Annotated in this window: 18 protein-coding genes; 5 read left to right on the top strand and 13 right to left on the bottom strand. The window is 55.0% G+C overall.

Translation table 11 applies throughout. The features are described 5' to 3' along the window. Positions 1-361: 361 nt before the first annotated feature. The 3 genes from ACZ9IM_RS12340 (at position 362) to ACZ9IM_RS12330 (ending at position 4788) form a co-directional block, all read left to right on the top strand. Entirely contained in the window at positions 362-3256 is a 2895-nt protein-coding gene (locus ACZ9IM_RS12340; protein WP_476224050.1) for an AAA family ATPase, read from the top strand. Positions 3257-3305: 49 nt separating this feature from the next. Next, entirely contained in the window at positions 3306-3956 is a 651-nt protein-coding gene (locus ACZ9IM_RS12335; RefSeq protein ID WP_476224049.1) for a hypothetical protein, read from the top strand. Positions 3957-4059: 103 nt separating this feature from the next. Continuing rightward, positions 4060-4788: a hypothetical protein gene (locus ACZ9IM_RS12330; protein ID WP_476224048.1), complete on the top strand. Its 729-nt coding sequence runs from the start codon at positions 4060-4062 to the stop codon at positions 4786-4788. 675 nt (positions 4789-5463) lie between these two features. Here the strand turns inward: ACZ9IM_RS12330 and ACZ9IM_RS12325 are convergent. Continuing rightward, positions 5464-5775, bottom strand: coding sequence for a hypothetical protein (locus tag ACZ9IM_RS12325; protein WP_476224047.1), 312 nt, complete (start codon positions 5773-5775; stop codon positions 5464-5466). 481 nt (positions 5776-6256) lie between these two features. On the opposite strand from ACZ9IM_RS12325, the gene ACZ9IM_RS12320 reads away from it, so the two are divergent. Further along, a complete protein-coding gene (locus ACZ9IM_RS12320) occupies positions 6257-6589 on the top strand; it encodes a hypothetical protein (RefSeq protein WP_476224046.1) in 333 nt (110 codons plus the stop codon). 251 nt (positions 6590-6840) lie between these two features. Here ACZ9IM_RS12320 and ACZ9IM_RS12315 read toward each other — a convergent pair whose 3' ends face one another. Both ACZ9IM_RS12315 and ACZ9IM_RS12310 read right to left on the bottom strand, forming a co-directional pair. Continuing rightward, the gene (locus ACZ9IM_RS12315; protein WP_476224045.1) at positions 6841-7053 is read right to left on the bottom strand and encodes a hypothetical protein; all 213 of its coding nucleotides are present in this window, start codon (positions 7051-7053) and stop codon (positions 6841-6843) included. Positions 7054-7071: 18 nt separating this feature from the next. Continuing rightward, the gene (locus ACZ9IM_RS12310; RefSeq protein WP_476224044.1) at positions 7072-8079 is read right to left on the bottom strand and encodes a DNA-binding protein; all 1008 of its coding nucleotides are present in this window, start codon (positions 8077-8079) and stop codon (positions 7072-7074) included. Between the two features lie 178 nt (positions 8080-8257). Here ACZ9IM_RS12310 and ACZ9IM_RS12305 point away from each other — a divergent pair, with 178 nt between their 5' ends. Next, a complete protein-coding gene (locus ACZ9IM_RS12305) occupies positions 8258-9205 on the top strand; it encodes a site-specific integrase (protein ID WP_476224043.1) in 948 nt (315 codons plus the stop codon). Between the two features lie 652 nt (positions 9206-9857). Here ACZ9IM_RS12305 and ACZ9IM_RS12300 read toward each other — a convergent pair. The 10 genes from ACZ9IM_RS12300 to ACZ9IM_RS12255 form a co-directional block, all read right to left on the bottom strand. Next, positions 9858-10160: a Dabb family protein gene (locus tag ACZ9IM_RS12300; RefSeq protein ID WP_008073804.1), complete on the bottom strand. Its 303-nt coding sequence runs from the start codon at positions 10158-10160 to the stop codon at positions 9858-9860. 36 nt (positions 10161-10196) lie between these two features. Then, on the bottom strand, positions 10197-11387 hold the full coding sequence (gene mmsB, locus ACZ9IM_RS12295; RefSeq protein WP_476224042.1) for a multiple monosaccharide ABC transporter permease: 1191 nt from the start codon (positions 11385-11387) through the stop codon (positions 10197-10199). Then, a complete protein-coding gene (gene mmsA, locus ACZ9IM_RS12290; protein ID WP_476224041.1) occupies positions 11384-12919 on the bottom strand; it encodes a multiple monosaccharide ABC transporter ATP-binding protein in 1536 nt (511 codons plus the stop codon). The genes mmsB and mmsA overlap by 4 nt, the downstream gene beginning before the upstream one ends. 38 nt (positions 12920-12957) lie before the next feature. Beyond that, entirely contained in the window at positions 12958-14028 is a 1071-nt protein-coding gene (gene chvE, locus ACZ9IM_RS12285; protein ID WP_008073799.1) for a multiple monosaccharide ABC transporter substrate-binding protein, read from the bottom strand. 104 nt (positions 14029-14132) lie between these two features. Further along, complete coding sequence (locus ACZ9IM_RS12280; RefSeq protein WP_476224040.1) at positions 14133-15224, bottom strand: Gfo/Idh/MocA family protein; 1092 nt, start codon at positions 15222-15224, stop codon at positions 14133-14135. A 48-nt stretch (positions 15225-15272) separates the two neighbouring features. After that, positions 15273-16268 carry an inositol 2-dehydrogenase gene (iolG, locus tag ACZ9IM_RS12275; protein WP_476224039.1) on the bottom strand — a complete coding sequence of 332 codons (996 nt, stop codon included), beginning with the start codon at positions 16266-16268 and terminating at the stop codon, positions 15273-15275. A gap of 68 nt (positions 16269-16336) precedes the next feature. Next, complete coding sequence (locus ACZ9IM_RS12270; protein ID WP_476224038.1) at positions 16337-17209, bottom strand: sugar phosphate isomerase/epimerase family protein; 873 nt, start codon at positions 17207-17209, stop codon at positions 16337-16339. 51 nt (positions 17210-17260) lie between these two features. Further along, positions 17261-18157, bottom strand: coding sequence for an intradiol ring-cleavage dioxygenase (locus ACZ9IM_RS12265; protein ID WP_476224037.1), 897 nt, complete (start codon positions 18155-18157; stop codon positions 17261-17263). A gap of 78 nt (positions 18158-18235) precedes the next feature. Further along, positions 18236-19696: a sugar porter family MFS transporter gene (locus ACZ9IM_RS12260; protein ID WP_476224068.1), complete on the bottom strand. Its 1461-nt coding sequence runs from the start codon at positions 19694-19696 to the stop codon at positions 18236-18238. A gap of 145 nt (positions 19697-19841) precedes the next feature. Then, complete coding sequence (locus ACZ9IM_RS12255) at positions 19842-21179, bottom strand: carbohydrate porin (RefSeq protein WP_476224036.1); 1338 nt, start codon at positions 21177-21179, stop codon at positions 19842-19844. Positions 21180-21294 lie beyond the last annotated feature (115 nt).

The following is a 21294-nucleotide window of genomic DNA, read 5'->3' as shown; positions in this document are numbered from 1 at the left end:
GATATTGAGGCATAGCCCCGTGGCTGCTGACTATGACCCGCCCTCCCACACCTGGTTGCATAAATGCATAGTGGGCATTGAATGGCATAGATTGGCGTATGGTTTGCCCCATTTTTGCCCCATGCCTATTCTGTCGTTCTACGGAAAAACCCCAGAACCAGGCACCAGGCAACCCTCTGATAGGCTTCTAGCGGTCTGAAGCTGTCGGTCACTAAAGGCCGAATACGGCAAGAAGCGGATATCGGGTGCCTATCAAATTGGCGAAGTACAGTGTACATCTTCAGTCAGTCACCACTTGTGATGAGACGGCATTATGATTCCCGCCGAATAGACTCGATATTGTCATCAGGGAGGAGCAGGTATGAGCCAGTACCTGTTGAGCTTCGCCAGAGAAAATCTTGAGGATAAGCCGGATGCCTATCTGGCTTTGCTGTGGTGCATCTACAAAGTCAATGGTTCCAAGGGCCGGTATTCAGACCATATCAAATCACACCTGAGTGCCGCGTCCGAGCGCTTGCTTTCCACCGACTATCAAAAACTCGCCCGTCGTATAAAGACCATCCTTGATGCAAAGCCCGAACTAAATTGGGTTGCGCCTTCGGGCCTTACGGCATTGGCGAGCTTGCAGGTCAAAAATTTCAGGGGGTTTGGCGACCTTGGGCGCGATGACGAAGGAACGCTCCTGCGATTTAGTAAGAGCAAAAATATCTACTACGCTCCGAATGGAGGTGGTAAGTCGTCCCTGTGCGAGGCGCTGGAGTTCGGCACAACGGGACATATCAAAGAGGCGGATCGTCGCAAGACGAAGATACGTGCATACATTGCGCGAGGTTCTGCCAAAACGACCCTGATTCTAACGGGCACGAACAAGTCGAGTGTCGTAAAAAGCATCACCTGGTCTAGCTGCTTCATTGATCGCAACCGCTTACAGGAATTTTCCTTGCTGGGCTCCAAGGATACCGGTAGCGCGGAGGGCGATGTCCTGGCCACTTTGTTCGGACTGGAAGAGTTTCAGGAGGTCATCTCTCGCTTCGTCAGACCTGAAAGCTTCAATTTAAATACATATCTGCGGCCCGACAATACGGTAGGGATGGCCGCATTGACGCAGCGACGGGGCGCACTTATGGAAACACGCCGGGCGCTCTTCGAGACAGTCGATGCGCTCAATTCTAGAGTCTGTCAGATACTTGGTTTGACATCCGAGCACCACCACGCGGTTAAAGCCAGATTTGCGCGCCTTGAAACACTCAGGGAACTGAAAGTCAACGCAGCCGAGAAGCTCAAGAGTTCGGAGTTCCCCGTCCAGTTTTTGTTGAAGCAGTTGGCCCGCGCGGCATCCGTTTCAACACGCCTGCTGGAACGCAAAGCCAAAATTGACTCGGCACTCCTTCGAGATGCCTCAGCACTGAATTTTCGGGCGGTGTTCGAGGCCATACAGGCAATAGAACACGCTGATACCAGAGATACCTGCCCCGCCTGCGCAACGCCACTGCGCAGTGTTACCGAGAATCCATTCGACAAGGCTAGACGAGAGCTCCAGGCTCTCAACGGACTAACGAGGCTGCAAGAGGCTGATCGACAGAATAAGGATCGTATCGTCCAACTGGCCAACAAGATTTCGGCCGGCGTGCTCGGAGTGGACTCCAATATCAAGCGGGGTGTGCCATGCGCGCTCTCTCTTGAAGAGATACGAGCTGCGGCTGCAGTCTTTCAAAACTCTACCGCGAGGACGGATGAAGCGGTACTGGTCTTGGAGTCGTTCAATCAACTCATGGCAGGCAGCGAAGAGGAGCTGGGACGGTATGTCAGTGCGTGCGACCGTAAGTTCACCGAAGTCTCCCAGTCGGATGCCGTTGTGGCTAAGCTCGATGCCGAGGTCAAAGCGATCAAGCTAACTGAGGAGTCTCTTCGATTGCTTTTCGATGAAAAGAGAGTAGCGCAACGAGACTTGACTCCGACAGGAGCTCAAATGGCAGATCTCGCCCGCCAACGATCTGAGCTTGTTGCCAGTGATACGGATAATGTGCGTTTCAATTCATTCATCCAGGCACTTAAAATCGAGTACGGAAACCTCCATCAAGATCTGATCAGTTACAAGCTGTCCCTTGAGAGAGCTCGTCTCTCAGGTATCGAGGCGAAAGCTGCCGAGTACTACAAAGCGATCAACAACCACGATGGCGAACACGAACGCATTGACACTCTTTACTTTGAAAAGGCCAACGATAGCTACAGGATAAAGATCTCCAACGGTGACGGTACTTCAATAGACGCCTTCTCTGTTCTGAGTGAAGGCCATTTACGAGCGCTCGGCCTTTCGCTTCTTTTGGCTGTTGCCGAAAAGAACAAATTTCCGCTGATTGTTTTCGACGATGTGGTCAATGCCATCGATAGTGACCATAGGTCAAACATCATCGACCTGATCTTTTCAGACCCCTATCTGTGCAGTACTCAGATGGTCGTGACGACGCATGATCGCCTTTTTTGGGAGCGTTTTTGCATCATCGCAGACAGGCACCGGCAGGCTGATCAACACGCCAGTAGCGTAATGAGTTACACGAATAAGGGGATTGTCTTGGTGGATCATGCCGGAGGCTTCCAGGAAAAGGTCTACCGGGCGCTGGCTGTGTTCGATATTAGGCAAGCCTTGGTGTACTGTCGCATTTGGTTTGAGTCGATGGTGCTGGAATACTGTGTGGAAAGCGGTTTGTCTGTAACTGCCAGATTTGGAAAGGCACAGCTCAAGCAGAATACGTACCTACAGCTCAGCCTAGAAGAAACTTTCAGACTTGTTGAACAGCGTATCTCCTACGACCTTACTCACTTCGGTTTGATCAAAAGCGATTTGGTGAATTGGCGCGGGCAGAATCAGGAGCATCATGCATTTGAAGAGGGCAGTCTGAACTTCGTCCATTCAAAAACCAGCAAAGAGGTCGTCAGGATCTACGACGCGCTCCGACTGCTCCAGTGCCAGCTTTTTCCTGGTGCGAAGAAGGATTCTGGTGAGAAGCTTCTCATCAGCCTGAATCAGCGCATAGAGCGTGGAACTCGGAAAATTGCGGGGCTTGGTGGTGCCCCGCCTGAAGTACAACAGCAACACGCACGTCTCCTGCAGGAGCTGAAAGACCTTGCTGCGGAGGTCACTCAGGAATTGCTGTACATTGAGCAATGCATTGCAGCCACTCAGGCGCAGGATCCTGCTTCAGGTGCCGCGAATATGGAGTTTGAAGTGCCTGCAGCAGTCGAGCAGGGCAGCTAGATTAAGTTACTTCAATTTTGTTATCAGTGCTAAATAATGGTGATGAATAGTGAAAGAAGCTCTCGGCAGGTTATATTTGTGGCAAATAGCCCTCAATAGAATCATTGATCTTTTAGCACTTAGGCAGCGAGTTGATCGCTTCTGCAATACTGGAAGGCCGCAGCAAATTACCAAATTATATGATATTGAGCGAAGAAGATTAAAAACTGGCCTGCGACTTGATGGGGAGGCATTGAATAGCTTTGAAGAAGAACATGGATCCTTATTTCCTGATATTCATGATGTCCAGCTTGTTGATGAGCTAATAACTGATGAAATAATAATTAAATTCTGCACTATTTTTAACGACGGCTATGGGAAAGCAGGGGTTATTGCCCCCAACAAGAGACCATTTAGGGAACCGATTCTCGATGAGATAATTTTAGAGGCGTTTTCTGGTGATGTTAAAGTCAAGTTTAATGAATTTATAGAAGCTGCCAGAGCATACCGCGACAAGCATGGCGCTCACTTTGATCAAGAAAGCTTTATACTGAAGCATGGTGATAAAAAACTCGAAGAAGACGGGATTATTTATAGCGTGGGCTGGAGTAGTGCCTTATTATCTTTTGATTGGGGGTTTGTAAGTGACACCATCCCTGCTTTTAATAAATCTTTAAATAATTATATTAAAAAACTACAAAAAGAAGCTGGCATAATTTAGAAGTGGCTTTGACACATAACAATTGGTTCAAATCGTTTGCTCAGCTCACTGGGTCGGGCTAAAGCCCGTCCCGCGTCCGTTAGCCTAATCAGCGACCAAATCCATGAAAACGGAAATGATCTTAGACTGTTCCGACCAAAACACAGCATGGTCAACTGTCTGTAAAATATTGAATACAGACAAAACGACTCTTATCTTACTGCTAAAGCCACTAAATCCTTATCAGTACCACCGACCGGAAGAATATATTTACAAGAAGATTTGCGATGCACTTGGAAGCTCTAGGCCAGAGTTTAAAGCGATGTGGTTTCATGGTACAAGAACTAATGATATAGCCTCCTTCCACATAAGAGGGATTCTTCCTAAGAGCACCATAAAGAAAGAGATAGAGTTAGCTCTAATTTCTCTATCTTCTGGAATAGAGAGGAAAGGAAATAATCAATTCAGCATGTCAATCCAAGGGAAACAAACCCCTGCTGACGAAGGGCCTTTTGCTGTCCTTTTTAAAGAGGTAGCGGTTCATGCTCCTGGACTCAATCACAGCTACATAGATGTTCCAGAAATGATTGAAGATATAGCAGGAACCTTACTTGGTGAAAACTATGACAAACTTGTCATGCGATACAGGTCAATAACAAAGCCATATGTTGTCACGTTCGTAGGAGAGGCCGGGCAACATGAGTTGTCACTGGCGCTTTGGTATCTTCATTCAATTGTCGATGGTGATGAGCCCGTAGAAGCGGCGGACAGGGCGAATACTTGTTTTAATTCTCACGGCCTAACGATAGACCCCTTGAGGATTATTAGAGCTGAACTAATAGATAATGTATAACAATCGGTTAAAATCGCCAACTTCGTTCGCTGGGATTGGCTGAAGTTCGCCCCTTAGTTTAATTGTTAGTTGCTTGTGCCCATTTTCTCCGGACTGGTTTCCGCTGCACTCCAATCCAGCCACGAATGCGGGCATTAGTCCGCTATTGGCCGTTCTCTGCCAGTCGCGTGAGACAGAAAGCGACCCAATATAGATAGTCCGTGTCGAACCGTCGGGATGAATTACTCCCCGGATTGCAAGCGCTCGATAGCTTCGAGAAGCTGGCCGTCGAAGTACTCGGTTTCATCTCGTTCCTGGTCTTTCATGCGGCGCGATGAGCAGGTGTGGTCGCGATGTTCTGATTCAAAAAAGTAGCGACCATAAGATCATTCAAACTCTCTAGAGGTGTGTCCCATGCCTCTCTGCAACGCTGAATTAGTCCTGTGGGGGCATCCCCACTCCATGGACTTAAAATATCCGAGACTGCCAGGGTGGAGGTCATGAGCCTGCCTTTGAGAGAAATTGAAGGGCTGGTAATTTCGCACGCTCGGGAGATTGATGAATAGCGAAAATCGAATGCCCACTTTTGGCTGTGGATTCAACCGGTCACCGCAGGCAGAAACGGCCAAGAGCAGACGCTTTCCCTAAGTGCTTGTTGTTCGGGAGTGGTACGCGGACGGATAAACAATGGACGGCCTAACGATTCCCCTCGTCTCCGAAGAAATCGTCCCTTGCGACCAAGCCAAAATCATCAGGGGCGTCAGCAGCTGTGTCGCTGAACAAATTCTCGGTCCGCCGTTCCTGCTTGAGGTAAGCAATAGTCTTGAAGAAGCAGTCCTCACAGAGATGCAGCTCATACCGCTCGCCGTCATGTCTGGTGCCATAACCCCAGTGAGCGTGGAGGCTGGCGTATTGAAGTCCGCCATTCTCAGAACGCGTGGAACTGCTGCATGCATCACACAAGACGTCAATGACTGTCTCGATCTCGACTCTTCCCGTGATCTTCATTGCTGCCCTCTACCTATGTCTTGAATCAACACGTCAGCATACAGCTTGCGAGCCGACCTATTGAACCGTTCGATGCAGCAACATTGACGCCACAGTGTTTGCTTGGGGCGGTTGCAGCCTTCCTGACAGGCACCTTTCGACCCAGTGATAGCAGTGGCGACAGGCAAAAATTAGCCAATTTCTGCCTTTCTCGAATGTCTGTTTGGGTTGTGGTCCTTCGATTATGGAGGCTCCCCCTGAAGGAAAGTCTCGGGAGCGGCAAGTCGCGCTGATATGAACACGTCAAAAGTTACGTGTGCTATCCGTCGCCTCAGTCAGCAGTGGTTCGGCCTCACGTAGCCGTATCGATAAATGGCGAACCTAAATCCTCCAGCCGTGGTTGCAAGGGATTAGACCTGAGCAGACGGGACTCTCGACTGTATAAATTCGCCATGCTGATAGAATCGCACTAGCAACTCATAACACCCCTCTGAGAATTGGCATGAATCCAGATTTAACTGAAGAAGAAATGCGCCGGGCGCTGTTCGGTGGTAGCGAGCAAGCTCCGCAATGCAGTGAGCCTCCAGTGCAAAAGCCTGTCTCGGATATCGTGATCACGCAGCCGGCGAAAGTGGCAGAGAAAAAGAAAGTCGCGAAAACATTTACACCCAGGCTGAGAGTCACGCTTCGAGTGGGCAATGAATTTGAAGGCGAGACCCGCGAGATGGTCCATGAGGCCGATACGCTAAGTACCCTCCTAGCCGAGCAAGAAGCTACTAGGGCGGCCAAGAAAAAATTCCGATTTGTGAAAGTGGTTTCGATCAAGTCGATGTAAGAGAATTTTCACGAGGCTTGCGGGCTGGGCGTGGAACGCCTTTCATTTGGTGGCCGACCCGAACGATCTCTCTAGGATGGGGGATCCAGGCCTGACGTCACTGGCGGAAATCGCCCCAGTACGGCCTGTCGCCGTCGCAATTTATGCCCAATTGCCATCACTGATATGTGATGGTCGCTTACAGTTACAGCGCTGTGCAAGCGAACGCGGAATGTGTACTTAGTATGCAACTCAAAACAATACCTAGAAACTCACAGCGGCGTTTCTTTACCCTTATACGCATCAAGACTCCCCCTGCTCATTTTGGGCGCCACCTTCTTCGCTTGAGACTTGAGTCGCCCGGCGCGCTTCAGTGGCCCCGAACAATCGTCCGAAAAAACCATCTGACTTAGGCGCTCATGCGCATATTTGAGGTCAAGAGTGCTTGCAACCGAACCGCGGCACACCGCGTCAAATGTGATCAATTTAACTCTCCTCTGGCCTTATCTCGTGGAGCTTTCATTGTCAGTGTGCGGATGACCCGCGGCTTGTCGTAGCTGAGTGAGCTCCGCTGAATAGTGCAACGACAACCTCGTGGCTTCGACCAATTGCGCACTTGCCCGTGAAAGGCCCTCCTCTAACCGCTTGGATTCCGCGCGCGACATACCGAGCTGTTCCTGAAGCGCTTCTTTCGCACCGTCAGCCTTGGCGACTGCTGTCTTCATGGTGGCAATCTCACCGGCCAATCGAACCGCCGCATCTTCATGCGTCGCCGCCGCTTTGGCCAGCTGCCGAGCCTCACTCAGCAAGCGCTCGTTATCTCTGTTGAGTCGAGTCAGTTCGTCCTGCTTGACCATCAACGTCTGCTGGAGTTGGCGCAGCTCAACCTGAACTTGCTGCACCTGTCCTTCGTGTCGTTGCTGTTCCTGGTCACGCTGTTCCTTGACCGCATTGCGGTAATGCTCCAGCGCCTCGCGGGAGTGAAGGTGCTTTTCTTCCAGAGAACGGATCTGCTCATCCTTCTCCTGCACGCGAATTTCCAAGTCACCGCAATTTTGGCTCAGGCGTGCATTGCGGGTGAGCTCGGCTTGCAGGCTTGTCTGACAAATCTGCAACTCATCCGCTTGAAGCACTAACGCTCCTTTCTGACTATCCATTTCACGCTGCAATGAGGTGAGTTCGGCACTCAAGCCGTCGAGCTTTTGCTCCAGCTCGCTGCGCTGTTCGTCGAAGCGCGCCTGGGCGTACGCAAGAGCTTCGCCGCCCTCCTCTGTCATTCGCTCTAAGAGGCCGGCAACAAGCTCAGTCAATTCATCACTCAGCCGCTCTCTAGAGGCCCGCGGTCGAGGGTCAAAATCTTCTATTTCCTTCAAATAACGGTGAATAGTTGTCTTTGAGCCGGTATTTCCCAACTCGATGCGCACGGCGTCGATGCTCGGATTCTCTCCCCGAGCCAGCAGCGATTCCCGGGCTTTTTGGACAATCGCCTTATTAATTCCGCCGCGTGCCATTTTTCTCTCCTACGATTTCGTACTGCTTTACATACCACGTATATACATAGCACTTTACTGCCAAAAAAAGAACAATATGAGAGCTTTTCTTTGATAAAATAATTGAGCGTTATCGCATCATAGGGCTGATTTTCGCTTTTTCCATCGCGGGAAAAGGTACGTTTGGCGTAGAAACGAGATGAACAAGGCGGATCGCTATCTTCAAGCCGGCACCCGGGACAATACCCGGCGCAGCTACCGCGCGGCGGTGGAGCACTTCGAAGTAACCTGGGGCGGGTTTCTGCCGGCGACTGGGGATGGCATCGTGCGTTACCTTGCCGAGTACGCAGACAAACACACCATCAGCACGCTGAAGCAGCGCCTGGCCGCCTTGGCTCAGTGGCACATCACGCAGGGATTTCCTGATCCAACCAAGACACCCACCGTTAAGCAAATGATCAAGGGCATCCGCACCTTGCATCCGACCCAAGAGAAACAGGCCGCCCCTCTCCTTCTACTTCACCTCGAACAAGCCGTTGGTTGGCTTGAGCGCGAAGCGGCTCTGGCGGCTGAACGTGGCGATTACAGGAGTGTGATGAAGCACCGACGCGACATCGCCTTGGTGCTGATCGGATTCTGGAGGGGATTTCGCGGTGACGAGCTGGCACGCCTGCAGGTCGAGCACACCCAGGCAGAAGCGGGAGCCGGCATTACCTTTTATCTGCCCCACAGCAAAGGTGATCGACAACACTTGGGCGCGACATTCCACACCCCAGCCCTCAGGAAGCTGTGCCCCGTGCAGGCTTATATCAACTGGATCACCGTGGCCGGCATTGCTCGCGGACCAGTGTTCAGGAAGGTAGATCGTTGGGGAAATCTTGCTGAGGACGGCATCAACTCCAACAGTCTGATCCCGATGCTTCGTCGTATTTTTAAGCAGGCTGGTGTCGCGGCAGACCTGTACAGCAGCCACTCAATGCGTCGAGGGTTTGCAACCTGGGCCTCATCCAATGGCTGGGACATCAAATCGCTGATGAGTTACGTAGGCTGGAAAGACGTGAAGTCTGCCTTGCGGTATGTCGACGCTGGAGCATCGTTCGCGGGACTCGCCGTTCGAGCCCCGACATCCCAGGTAGAGAGCTTGTAGCCCGAACACTTCCCCCGCCGCCTGAGCACTGTCACGGGCATGTCAACTTGAATCCGGATTTCGATGTGCTTATTGATGTACGCAAAGTGCGTGGCTTGAGGTGGTTTTCGGTAAAAATCACTGGAACAAAAAAAAGGCCGAAGCGACAATTTTCAATGATCTACAGCTTCCGAGGAACTCTTTAGATCAGCATCTGGAGCGGGAAACGAGACTCGCATCTGGTGTCCGACCCATTGAAATCTAAGGGTTTTATTTAATTCATTAAGCAGGAATGGACTTGATTCTGGACTTGTTTTTTGGGTGCATCAAGAGCAAAAAAGGGAATCATTCCAAGGCACACTACTGGGGTCTGCCCATAGCCAGTTGGAGGAATGTCATCAAGCTGGCGGTATCAATTGCGCAGGATCGACTTGAGATAAGTCCTCATCGAGAGAATGGGGCCTTGAGTTCTCTGAGTGCATTAGCCAATCTTCTTTGCGCTTCTTTCATCGTGCCCCAACAGTTCGTGTGTGAGGGTAGATGTCCTCAGCACCCACGCGTTCAATTTAACTAATGCTAAAGCGCGTCCGAATCGTCGGAATAGGTCAAAGGTGGAAGGTGGGGAGCAAACTTTCTGGCCCCTCCCGCCACCCTCATCACTTCTTACCGTCGCCTACGAGGACAAATAGTCGACCTGATGCCGCGCGATGCGTGAGTTCCCCAACTCGCCCCTCACCCGCAAATGCTCAGGGTGGGAGGCATAGGCATCCAAAGCTTCCTGCGAATCAAACTCGCTGTAGAGCACCACGTCGCAGGCATAGTCGATTCGACTCAAATCCACGCCGACCTCAATCTTCAAAAGTCCAGGTATCAGCCCGGCCAGCCCTTCAAACTGCTCCTTGAGGAACAAGCATGCCTGCCTGTGCTGTTCAGGCGTTTCACCTTCCAGGTTCCACATCACAATGTGCTTGATCATCGCTGTCTCCCTGCGGTGCCAATCATGCCTGCCATATCAACCTTTGCTCTTCTGATATACGTCCACGAATACCGCCGCCAGCAACACAGCGCCTTTGATCATCTGCTGGTAGTCGATGCCAATTCCCATGATCGACATGCCGTTGTTCAACACCCCCATGATGAAAGCGCCAATCACCACGCCGACCACCTTGCCAACTCCCCCGGACGCCGAGGCACCACCGATGAACACCGCGGCGATAACATCCAGCTCAAACCCGGTGCCGCCCCGCGGTGTCGCGCTGTTAAGGCGAGCAACGAAAATCAGCCCGGCCACCGCCGCCAGCACGCCCATGTTGACGAAGGCGAAGAACGTCACCCGCGAAGTGTTGATCCCCGACAGCTTGGCGGCCTTGAGATTGCCACCCACCGCGTAGATCCAACGGCCGATCACGGTGCGGTTCATGATGAAGGTGTACACGCCGATCAACACACTCATGATTACCAGCACCGTAGGGATGCCGCGGTAGGTCGAGAGCAGGTAGCAGAAGTACACGATGAGCGCCGCGACCAGGCCATTCTTCAGCGCGAACAGGGTCATGGGGGCGACATTGCCTCCACTCTTGAGGGTGCGTTTACGACTCCGATACTCGACCACCCAGAACGCTGCTGCGACGGCGATCCCCAGCAGCAACGAGGTAATGCGCAGGTTTTCGTTGGCAAAGACATCCGGGATGAAGCCCGAACTGATCGCGGAAAAGGCTGGCGGAAACGGCCCGATCGACTGTCCTTGGGAAATCGCGATGGTCGCGCCTCGAAAGATCAACATGCCGGCCAGGGTGACGATGAACGACGGCATGCCCCACACCGCGACCCAGTAACCCTGCGCCGCGCCAATCAGCGCACCCGCCGCCATGCAGATCACCGTTACGGTAAAGAAGTCCAATCGATACTGGACCATCAGCACGGCGGCTAGCGCGCCGATCACGCCGACCACCGAACCGACCGAGAGGTCGATGTGGCCGCAGACGATCACCATCAGCATGCCCAGCGCCATGACCACGATGTAGCTGTTCTGCAACAACAGGTTGGTCAGGTTGAGCGGCTGCATCAGCGCCCCGCCGGTGGCCACCTGGAAGAACACCATGATGACGATCAACGATGCCAGCAGACCGTATTCGCGCGCGCCGCGCTTGAATGACGTGAGCGCCGTTGGTTTGGATGTGAGAGGTACGCTGACTTCGCTCACTGGATCACCTCATTTTTCATAATTGCGTGCATGATTTTTTCCTGCGATGCCTCTGCGATCGGAAACTCGCCGACAAAGCGCCCTTCATTCATCACATAGATTCGGTCACAGGTACCCAGCAGCTCAGGCATTTCCGAGGAGATCATGACGACGCCCCTGCCCTCGCTGACGACCTGATTGACCACCGCGTAAATCTCGTACTTGGCCCCGACATCGATGCCGCGAGTGGGCTCGTCCAGGATCAAAACCTTGGGGTCGGAAAATAGCCATTTACCCAGCACGACCTTCTGCTGGTTACCGCCGGAGAGCTTGTCCACCGCCTGCAGGACGTCCGGGCTACGAATGCGCAGACGCGTCTGGAAATCGACCGCCACCGCGGTCTCGGCCAGTTCGTTCATCACCCAGCGTTTGGACACGGCGGCCAGGTTGGCCATGCTGGTGTTGCGTGTGATGCTCTCGCCCAATACCAGGCCGGCGCCCTTGCGGTCTTCGGTGGCGTAGGCCAAACCGTGATCGATGGCCTTGCGCACGGTGCCAAGGTCAACGTCTCGCCCTTCGAGACGCGCCTTGCCACGGATGTTCGAGCCATAGGAGCGGCCAAATACACTCATGGCGAATTCGGTACGGCCAGCGCCCATCAGCCCGGCGATGCCCACCACCTCGCCCCGACGCACGTGGAAATTGATGTTGCGGATGCGGTCACGTCCAGAGTGCTCCGGGTCGCCGACCGACCAGCCTTCAACCTCGAACAGCTTTTCGCCAATGTCAGGAACGCGCTTCGGATAGCGGTCCGAGAGTTCGCGACCGACCATGGAGCGAATCACCCGGACTTCATCGATAGGTTCGGCACGACAGTCGATGACATCGACGGTACTGCCGTCACGGATCACGGTGATCTCGTCCGCCACCCGTCCAATCTCATTGAGCTTGTGCGAGATGATGATCGAGGTGATGCCACGCCCCTTGAGTTCGAGCATCAGCTTGAGCAAGGTGTCGCTGTCTTTTTCGTTGAGGCTAGCGGTCGGCTCGTCAAGAATCAGCAGGCGCACATCCTTGGCCAGCGCCTTGGCGATTTCCACCATTTGCTGCTGGCCAATCCCGAGGTTGCCCACCAGGGTCTGCGGCCGGGCATCGAGGCCGACCCGCGCGAGTAACTCGCGGGCCCGCTGGTGCGCTTGATCCCAATCAATCACGCCATGACGGGCTATCTCGTTTCCGAGGAACAGGTTTTCGGTTATTGACAGCATGGGCACCAGGGCCAATTCCTGGTGGATGATGCAGATGCCCAGCGCCTCACTATCGCGCAACCCCTGGAACGTTCGCGGCGCGCCATCAAAGACAATTTCACCGGTGAAGCTGCCATGCGGATAGACGCCGCTGAGGATCTTCATCAGGGTCGATTTGCCAGCGCCATTCTCACCGCAGATCGCATGGATTTCGCCATCGCCGACCTTGAGGTTGACCCGGCTCAGCGCCTTCACCGGGCCGAAGCATTTCTGGATATCACGCATATCGAGAATTGTTTTTGTCATTTTTCTCTCCTGCCAGCACGCACCAATCGCGGGTTGCCTTAGCGCAACTGCTCAGGCGTGTAGAACTTGGTGTCATCGACGAGGACTTTCTGCCAGTTGTTGCCATCAACCAGTTGTGGGGTCAGCAACTGGGTCGGCACGATCATCGAGCCGTTGTCGTAGGACGTGGAGTCGTTGACCACGACGGTCTTGCCACTCAAGGTCGCATCCATCATTTGCGCGGCGGCATCGGCGAGGGCGCGGGTGTCCTTGAAAATGGTCGAGGTCTGGTCACCGCGAATGATCGACTTGATGCTGGAAATCTCGGCATCCTGGCCGGTCACGATCGGCATCGCTGCCTTACCCGTTCCATAGCCCACACCGCGCAATGAAGACACCACGCCAGTGGCGATCTGATCGTTCATGGCCAGGACCGCGTCCAGGTGGGCGGTGCCGTAGAAGGCGCTGAGCAGGTTATCCATACGCGCCTGGGCTTGGGCGCCGTCCCAGTTTGGAGTGGCTACTTTGTCTATGGATTGCTGGCCGCTGCGAATGACCAGCTTGCCGCTGTCGATGTAGGGTTTGAGCTGCGACATCACTCCCGCGTACACCACGTGGGCATTGTTGTCGTCCGTGGAGCCGGCGAAGATTTCCAGGTTGAACGGGCCCTTGCCCTGTTTGAGCTGCAACTTGTCGACGATGGACTGCCCCTGCAGTACGCCGGTGCGGTAGTTGTCGAAGGTGACGTAGTAGTCGAAGTCTTTGGTGTTGCGGATCAGGCGATCATAGGAAATGACCTTGATGCCTTTCTCCTTGGCCTGCTTGAGCACATCGGCCATGGTCGTACCGTCGATCGGCGCGACAATCAGGCCCTTGATGCCCTTGACCATCATGTTTTCGATTTGCGACAGCTGGGTCGGCGCTTCGTACTGCGCGTACTGCAAGTCGGTGTCGTAACCGAGTTTCTTCAATGAATCGACGATGCTGCTACCGTCTGAAACCCATCGCGCTTCGGTTTTCGAGGGCATGGCAATGCCAATCGTGCCCTTGGTGCTGGTCTCATTTTTCGAGCAGGCACTGACGGCCAGGCCCAACAATACTGCCGCGGCAACCTTGATGATCTTGTGCATAGTGTCCTCTTCTTTTTGTTGTTGGCATTTCTCGGGGATGCAACTGCCCTTCCGGCTCTGTTTACAGAGCCGGCGGGGGCGTTTCGCCTACGGATTACAAACTGCTATTTAGCCAGGATGACTTCCTGGCCGTTCAACTCAGCGGACTCGAACAACGCTTCGAGTATCACGTTGATGTTATGCGCCTGGCTGGCCGGCACCGTCGAAGGGCTTCCGGTGCGCAACGACTGGACGAAGGCAGCGGCTTCACGATCGAAATACACCGGGTTACCGATCTCGGCAATTTCCGGGGAATAGACGGTTTTACGCACCGCCCAGATCTCCGGAAAGCTGTTCTCGTTCCAGTGCGTCCAGCCTTGCTGATGGCCGTTCTTGCCATCGTGGTAAAGCTTGTATGACGCCGGCATCGGCGTGGAATGCATCACCCCGTGAGTACCGTAGGCGGTAATGTCCCAGCTCTCGGTCCAGGGCATCGGGTCCCAGGACATGAAATCGATGGTGATCAACTTATCGTCGTAGTTGAGCACCGCACCCACGGCGTCCTCGCGCGCCGAATCGCTCATCTGCCCGGCGAATTTGGTAATCCGCGCATTGACCGATTTGGGCATGCCGAAGTGCAGCAGCAAACGGTCGATGGTGTGGCAGCCGATCACATAAAAGGCACCGCCACGGTCGCCCGGTTGTTTCATGTGGTTGGTGTCGGCCTCGTCGTGGGAACAGCCCGCGTGCGCGCGAACCTGCAGTACCTTGCCGATTTCACCGCTTTGCAGAACCTGCTGCATTTTTTCCACCGACGGCGCATAGCGCCAGCAGTAGCCGACCTGGAACAACCCGCCGGTACGCTCGACCGCGTCGACGATGCGAGTGGTGTCGATGGTACCGCGGCCCGCCGGCTTCTCGCAGAGAACAGCCTTGCCCGCCTCCAGCGCTTCAATGGCCCAGTCGGCCATCAGGTAGCTCTTGGGGTGCACCAACACGACGTGCACGTTCGGGTCAGCGAGGATTTCTTCCTTGCTGCGGGCCTGCAAATCCAGCGCATCGCAGAACGGCTCCAGCAAAGGGCTGTCGTCGTAGGCGCCAAGAAACTGCATGCCGGGTATGCGCTTGAAGGCTTTGACGCGGCCCGACGTGTGTGGGTGGGTAATCCCCAGGCAGGCCACACCAATAGTGGCGCCACTCTCAAGCTTGTAAGACATGATGTTCTCCAGGTGTTCTTGTCCGAGATAGCCAATGACCGTTCAAGTTCAGAGCTTGACCGCACGCCCGGTCTTGACCGACTCCACGGCGGCATCAGCCAGCTTCAGGGCCTTGAGACCGTCCTGCACGGTGGTCGGCATCGGCGTGCCCTTCACCAGCGCTTCGATATAGGCATCGAGTTCGGCTTTGTAGGCTTGCTGATAACGCTCAAGGAAGAAGTTCAGCAGCGGTTCGCGCGCATCGGTGACGTCCTGGTTCCAGCGACGGATTGTCGTTGGACGCAGGTTATCCATCTGCAACATGCCTTTGGAGCCGAACACTTCGATGCGCTGGTCGTAGCCGTAGACCGCCTGGCGGCAGTTGTTGATATGGCACTGCTTGCCCGATGCCGTTTGCATCTGCACCATCGCGGTGTCGTAGTCGTCGTACTTTTCCATCATCTGCGGATCGATCAGGCGGCTGCCAATGGCGGTCAGTTCGACTGGCTCCTCGCCCAGCAACCAACGACCGATGTCCAGGTCATGGATGGTCATGTCGCGGAAGATACCGCCCGAATGCTGGATGTAGTCTTCAGGCGCCAGACCAGGATCACGGCTGCTGATGATCACCTGGCGTACTTCGCCGATATCGCCGGCATCGATGGCCGCGCGCATTTCGGCGAACGTGGACTCGAAGCGGCGGTTGAACGCCAGCATGACCCGTCCGTTGAGGCGCTCCACCTCTTCCACCGCGGCCAGGCTCTTGGCCATGTCCAGGTCGATCGGCTTCTCGCACAGCACCGCTTTGCCCTGGCGCACGGCGCGCAGCATCAGGTTGATATGGGTGTGGGTCGGGGTGCCGATAACGATGGCCTGGACATCGTCGCGATCGATGGCCGCTTCGCAGTCGAGCATGGCTTCGGTGCCGAAGGCATCGGCCAGGCTCTGAGCGGCATCGGCGAACGGATCCGCCACGACAACCAGCTTGGCGAACTTGCTGGCAGCCACGTTGGCTGCGTGAATCTTGCCGATACGACCGGCGCCGAGAACTGCGATACCTACCATTTGTTATCTCCTTGAAACGCTATTGTTCGATGTTGAAGATGGGCAAAACGTCAGCGTGCTTCGGCGCATCAATTCGGGAACTGGATGCCTTCGAATTGCGCGAGGGTTGTGTCAAAGGCTCTCTTTGCCACGACTTCCAGGGGCAGCTTGCGCAACTCGGCGGAAATCAGCTCGACACCCCAAGGCCCGCGATAGCCGACATTGACCACCTGCTGGATAAACGCCGGCACATCCAATACACCTTCGCCACAGAGTTTGCGGTAGTGCGTCGAGTCGTTGAACAGCGTTTCGACGATGGCGTGGTTGGCGTCATCCAGCTCGATGGACTTGATCAATTCAAGCGGGATCTTGGCGATTTCATCGAAGCTCATGCCGCCACGCGCTACATGCCAGGTGTCCACCAGAAGGCCACCGTTAGGGCGTACGTTCTCGGTCACTGCAATAGCGCGGTCGATGGTGCAGACGCTGGAAAACGGCAGGAACTCGATCACCACGTTGACGCCAAAGGGTTGAGCCCGATCGCATAACAGGGCGAAGGTTTCGCGCATGCGCGGCACATCCGGTGGCCCGTCTTCGAATAGTCCGCCGGCGACCTTGAGACTGCGCGCGCCCAGTTCGCCGGCAATTTCCAGCAGCTCGTCGCGCATTTTGTCCGACGCCGCGCGGCGCTCTCCGTCCAGGTGCCAGTCGGTCAGGAACTCGACTTCCACATGTTTGATGCCGTTGTCCTGGAGAATGTTGCGCACCGTTGAAATGCCCAACTTGTCGACGTTATGCAGCAGGTCGGCATGGACGAACCCCATGCCTCGCCAACCGGCTTTCGATGCGGTTTGCGCACGATCCTGTAAGGAGAACGGGCTGATTTCGCTGGGAGCGCCGGGATAAGTATCGCCAGCGAGGGTCCAATAGGCAGCAAGGAGTTCGATATTTTTAGTGGGCATGACGATCACTTATGAGTGGTTTGAGAACGGTCAAAGACAGTTGTCGGTTAATCAGAGCGGGGTCAGAACAAAATCCCAGTTGACCGCCAGGAACGGCACGGGCAAGTCGTAACGTTTGGCCACCGCCGGATCGCTTTGAGTGGTGAACTCGGCGATCAATTCTTTCTTCACGCCAAACACGGTGTCTTCGTGCAAGTACTGGCAGTCGGGCGTGAAGATGTGCGTGATGACCTGGTCGTAACCATTGGCGGTGACGATGAAATGCAGATGCGCTGCGCGGTTCGGGTGCCGGCCCAGATCACCCAGCAACTTGCCTACGGGACCGTCGGCAGGGATCGGGTAATGGCGCGGCTTGACCGTGCGGAACGCGTAATAACCATCGGCATCGGTGGTGAACAGCCCGCGCAAGTTGTAGTCCGGTTGCACACCTTTCTGCTGCACGTCGTAGAAGCCATCGTCGTTGGTCTGCCAGATATCCAGGGTCGCGCCGACAATCGGTTGGCCGTCTGTATCCAGCACCCGACCGCTGACCAGCGTCGGTTCACCCTTGCCGTCCAGGCAGATGTTCTCGCCGTTTTCGTAGTGCGGCGCATTGGCCACGTAGAACGGGCCGAGAATGGTATTGGGCGTGGCGCCCTTGGGCCGGCGATGGTTGATCGCATCGACCAACATGGTCGCACCCAGCACATCAGACAGCAGGATGTATTCCTGACGCCAGTCGGTGCAAATCTGGCCGGTCTGAGTCAGGAACTCGATGGCCTTGAACCACTCCTCGTGAGTCGGCTCGATTTCCTTGATGGCTGCATGCAAATGCCGGGTCAGTACCGCCATGACTTCTGCCAGGCGCGGGTTGGCGTCGGCAGAGATTCGGGCATTGACGATTTCGGCGGAATGTTCCTCTTCGAAAAGGCCGCCAATGGCGATGTCGGTGTCCAGGTGAGCAGTCATGATTCGAGATCCTTGATCGTTATTCTTGAAGGCCGGCCGGCTTTTAAGGTTGGGCGCCGGCCTCCGCAATGGCAGTTCTCAATACGCTTTGACGTCGACAACAGACCATTTACTGCGCCCGCTGAAGCGCTGCTTCATCTGCTGTTCGATCTCTTCGAGAGTCAGGCCCTTGGTCTCCGGCAACCACAACGTGCAGAAGATGATCGAGCCGATGTTCACCACCGCGAACAGGAAGAAGGTCATGCCGCCCATCACACTCAGCAGGACCGGGAAGACGAAGGCGACGATGGCATTGAAAATCCAGAATACGCTCACTGAAATGCCATTCATCAAGCCCCGGGCGTGGGTCGGAAACAGCTCTGACATCAACAGCCAATACACCGGGCCGATGCACATTTGCATGAAGAACAGGAACACCAGCACGCCGGACAGCGCCAGGTAACTTTGCACGAGCGAATGCGGCATGAAGTTGAGCACGACACCGAGGAAGATTTGCGCCAGCACCACCACGGTCAGCCCCAGCAGCAGCATCGAGCGCCGGCCCATGCGGTTGATCACCCACATGCCAATCAAGGTGGCAATCACCGACACCACGCCATTACCGATGGTTGCGACGAGCGCGGCATTAGTACCCATGCCAGTCTCTTTGAGAATCATCGGCGTGTAATACATGAACGCATTGACGCCGGTGAACTGGATAACGAATCCCAGGCCAATACCAATGGCCAGCAGCTTGAGCAACCAGGGTTCGTTGAGCTTGCCGAGCACACCGCTTTGGTGCCGTTCGACGTTGCACTGGGCAATGATTTCCTTCAGCTCGCGGTCCGCCTCGCGCTGGGTATCACGGATGCCGGCCAAGGTCGTCTTGGCTTCTGCGATACGACCTTTGCTGACCAGCCAACGTGGCGAGGTCGGCACAAAATGCATTCCAACGTACAGCAGCACCGCCGGGATCAGCGCAATGGCGAGCATGTAGCGCCAGATGAACGGACTGTCGAACAGGTGCGCCAGGCCGGCGCTGGTGATGTAGGCCAGGCACTGTCCAGAGACGATCATCAACTCGCTCTGACACACCAACCGACCGCGGTGTTTGGGTGCCGCCAACTCGGCGATCAACACCGGAACGGTCGATGACGCACCGCCAACCGCGATACCCAGAATGAAGCGGGTGATGACCATGGTCCATATATCAGGAGCTACTGCGGTACCCAACGCCCCCAGCGCAAACAGTATGGCCAGGGCCTTGAGTACACCGAGGCGGCCATAGCGGTCGGATAATTGACCGGCGAACAAAGCGCCGAAAGCGCCACCAAAAATCAGCGAAGAAGCCACCAGCCCTTCCGTCATGGGCGTCAGGCCAAGGCCACCCTGGCTGGCATCCAGCGTCATGAACGGCAGCGCCCCGGAGATCACTCCGGTGTCGTAACCAAATCCCAGCGATCCCATGGTGGTGATAGCTGCGATACGCCAAAGAATCTTTGACGAAGCACAAGGGGCATTTTGATTGTTGGACATGAGGTCAACCTTTATTGAAATTATTTGTACGCTCAGTGGAATTGAGACTACTGCCATTGAAACGGAAAAAAAATGCCTCTACGGCAAATGTGTTTTCCGCTGAGTGGAAAACTGTAGTCAGCCCCCGCCACGGTTCTTGGTCCATTGATCGTGGCAGGGCATTACCGGGCTAGAACTTCGCCTGGACCTTGAGACCGGCGATCACCGCTGCATCGATTTCACGCACACCACCGGGATACTTCACGTACTGCAGGTTGGGCCGTACGGTGAGCCAGTTGGTGACGTGGAACCCGTAATAGATCTCGCTGCTCACTTCGTTGTACTGCAGGGGCAGATAGGCGGGATCCTCGTAATCGGCAATGCCGTTCTGTTCATTCTGCAAACGGGCACGCTGGCGGTAGTCCGAGTTGGTGTGGACCTGCGCGATGCCCACGCCCAGATCATCTTTTGGCCGGCCATCGAACGGCCCCTTGTAGACGATGCCCGCCTGAATGAAATGATCGACCCGGCTGGTGGCCTTGTCGTGCGCGGTGAAGTTGGCAAACACCGAAAGTCCACGCTGGCTGTCGCCGTCGCGAGCGGTCAATTGCTGCTGGGCGACAAACCAGTAACCGTGACGGCTGGAGTGCTGTTTGAACTGATCGCCGGTGGCGGGCTGGGGGTTGCCATTGCGATCTTCCAGTACGTCATCGGCGTTGGCCGTGCTCTTGTAATAGCCCAGCCGATATTCTCCGGGTAGCGAGTTGACCGTGGGGCTCCAGACCAGCTCAACCGGTATCAGCGCGCCTTTGGCTCCACTGCCACTGAGCTTGAAGCCGTTGCCAGTTTCCAGATACGAAGGGTTCTGCTCGAAGACCCCGATCTGTGCATACCACTCAGGAGCGAATTGGTAGCGTGCGCGCAGAGCCCATTGGCTGACAGGCCAGTTGTACCAAATGTCGCCAATCCAGTTCGCCGCCTGGGCGCCGCAGAACGGCGTACTCTGAAAGTCGCACGGGAAGCTGTTGAAGTCCGAGCCTTCATCGAAGCGGCCAAATTTCAGGTCCAGCGCCCCGTCCAGCCAGCCTTTACTGAGCCACATTTGCGTCAGGCGCCAGGTTTGCCCACGGCCATAAACTTCCTGGCTCGAGGAGTAACCTCCCACTCGAGGATCGGCGATGCGGTCGTTGGTCAGGTTGCGCCCGTCACGCTCGGTGACGGTGAACTGGAACTGCGAATTTTCCCAACCGAGGATTTTTTGCAGGTCGGCCTTGAAGCCCAGCGCATATTGCTCGGTCCAGCGCGCCGTATGATCTTTGTCATAACCGCCGCGTACGTTGGCGGCCATTTCCCCGGTGTAACCCAGTTCGATATCAAATCCCTTGTCCAGCCAGTCACTGCGCACGCCATTCCAGTCACCGGTCATCCAGCGCGAATCACTGGAAAAGGCTTCATTGGCGGCATTTGATAAATTGGGAACCAGCAGGCAAAAGCTGACCGCAACCGTGCACTTGGCAAAGTTTTTCATGGGCTTAACGTTTCCTTATTATTAGATTTGTTTTTAAACGCGCAGGCGAACGCAGACGCCTTTATTGTCGTGTTGTTGAGCACTATTCAAACGGAGGGAGCAACTTCTCTTTGAA

It is taken from the genome of Pseudomonas sp. TE12508, from assembly GCF_056279485.1.
This window is presented reverse-complemented; position numbering and strand designations above follow the sequence as displayed.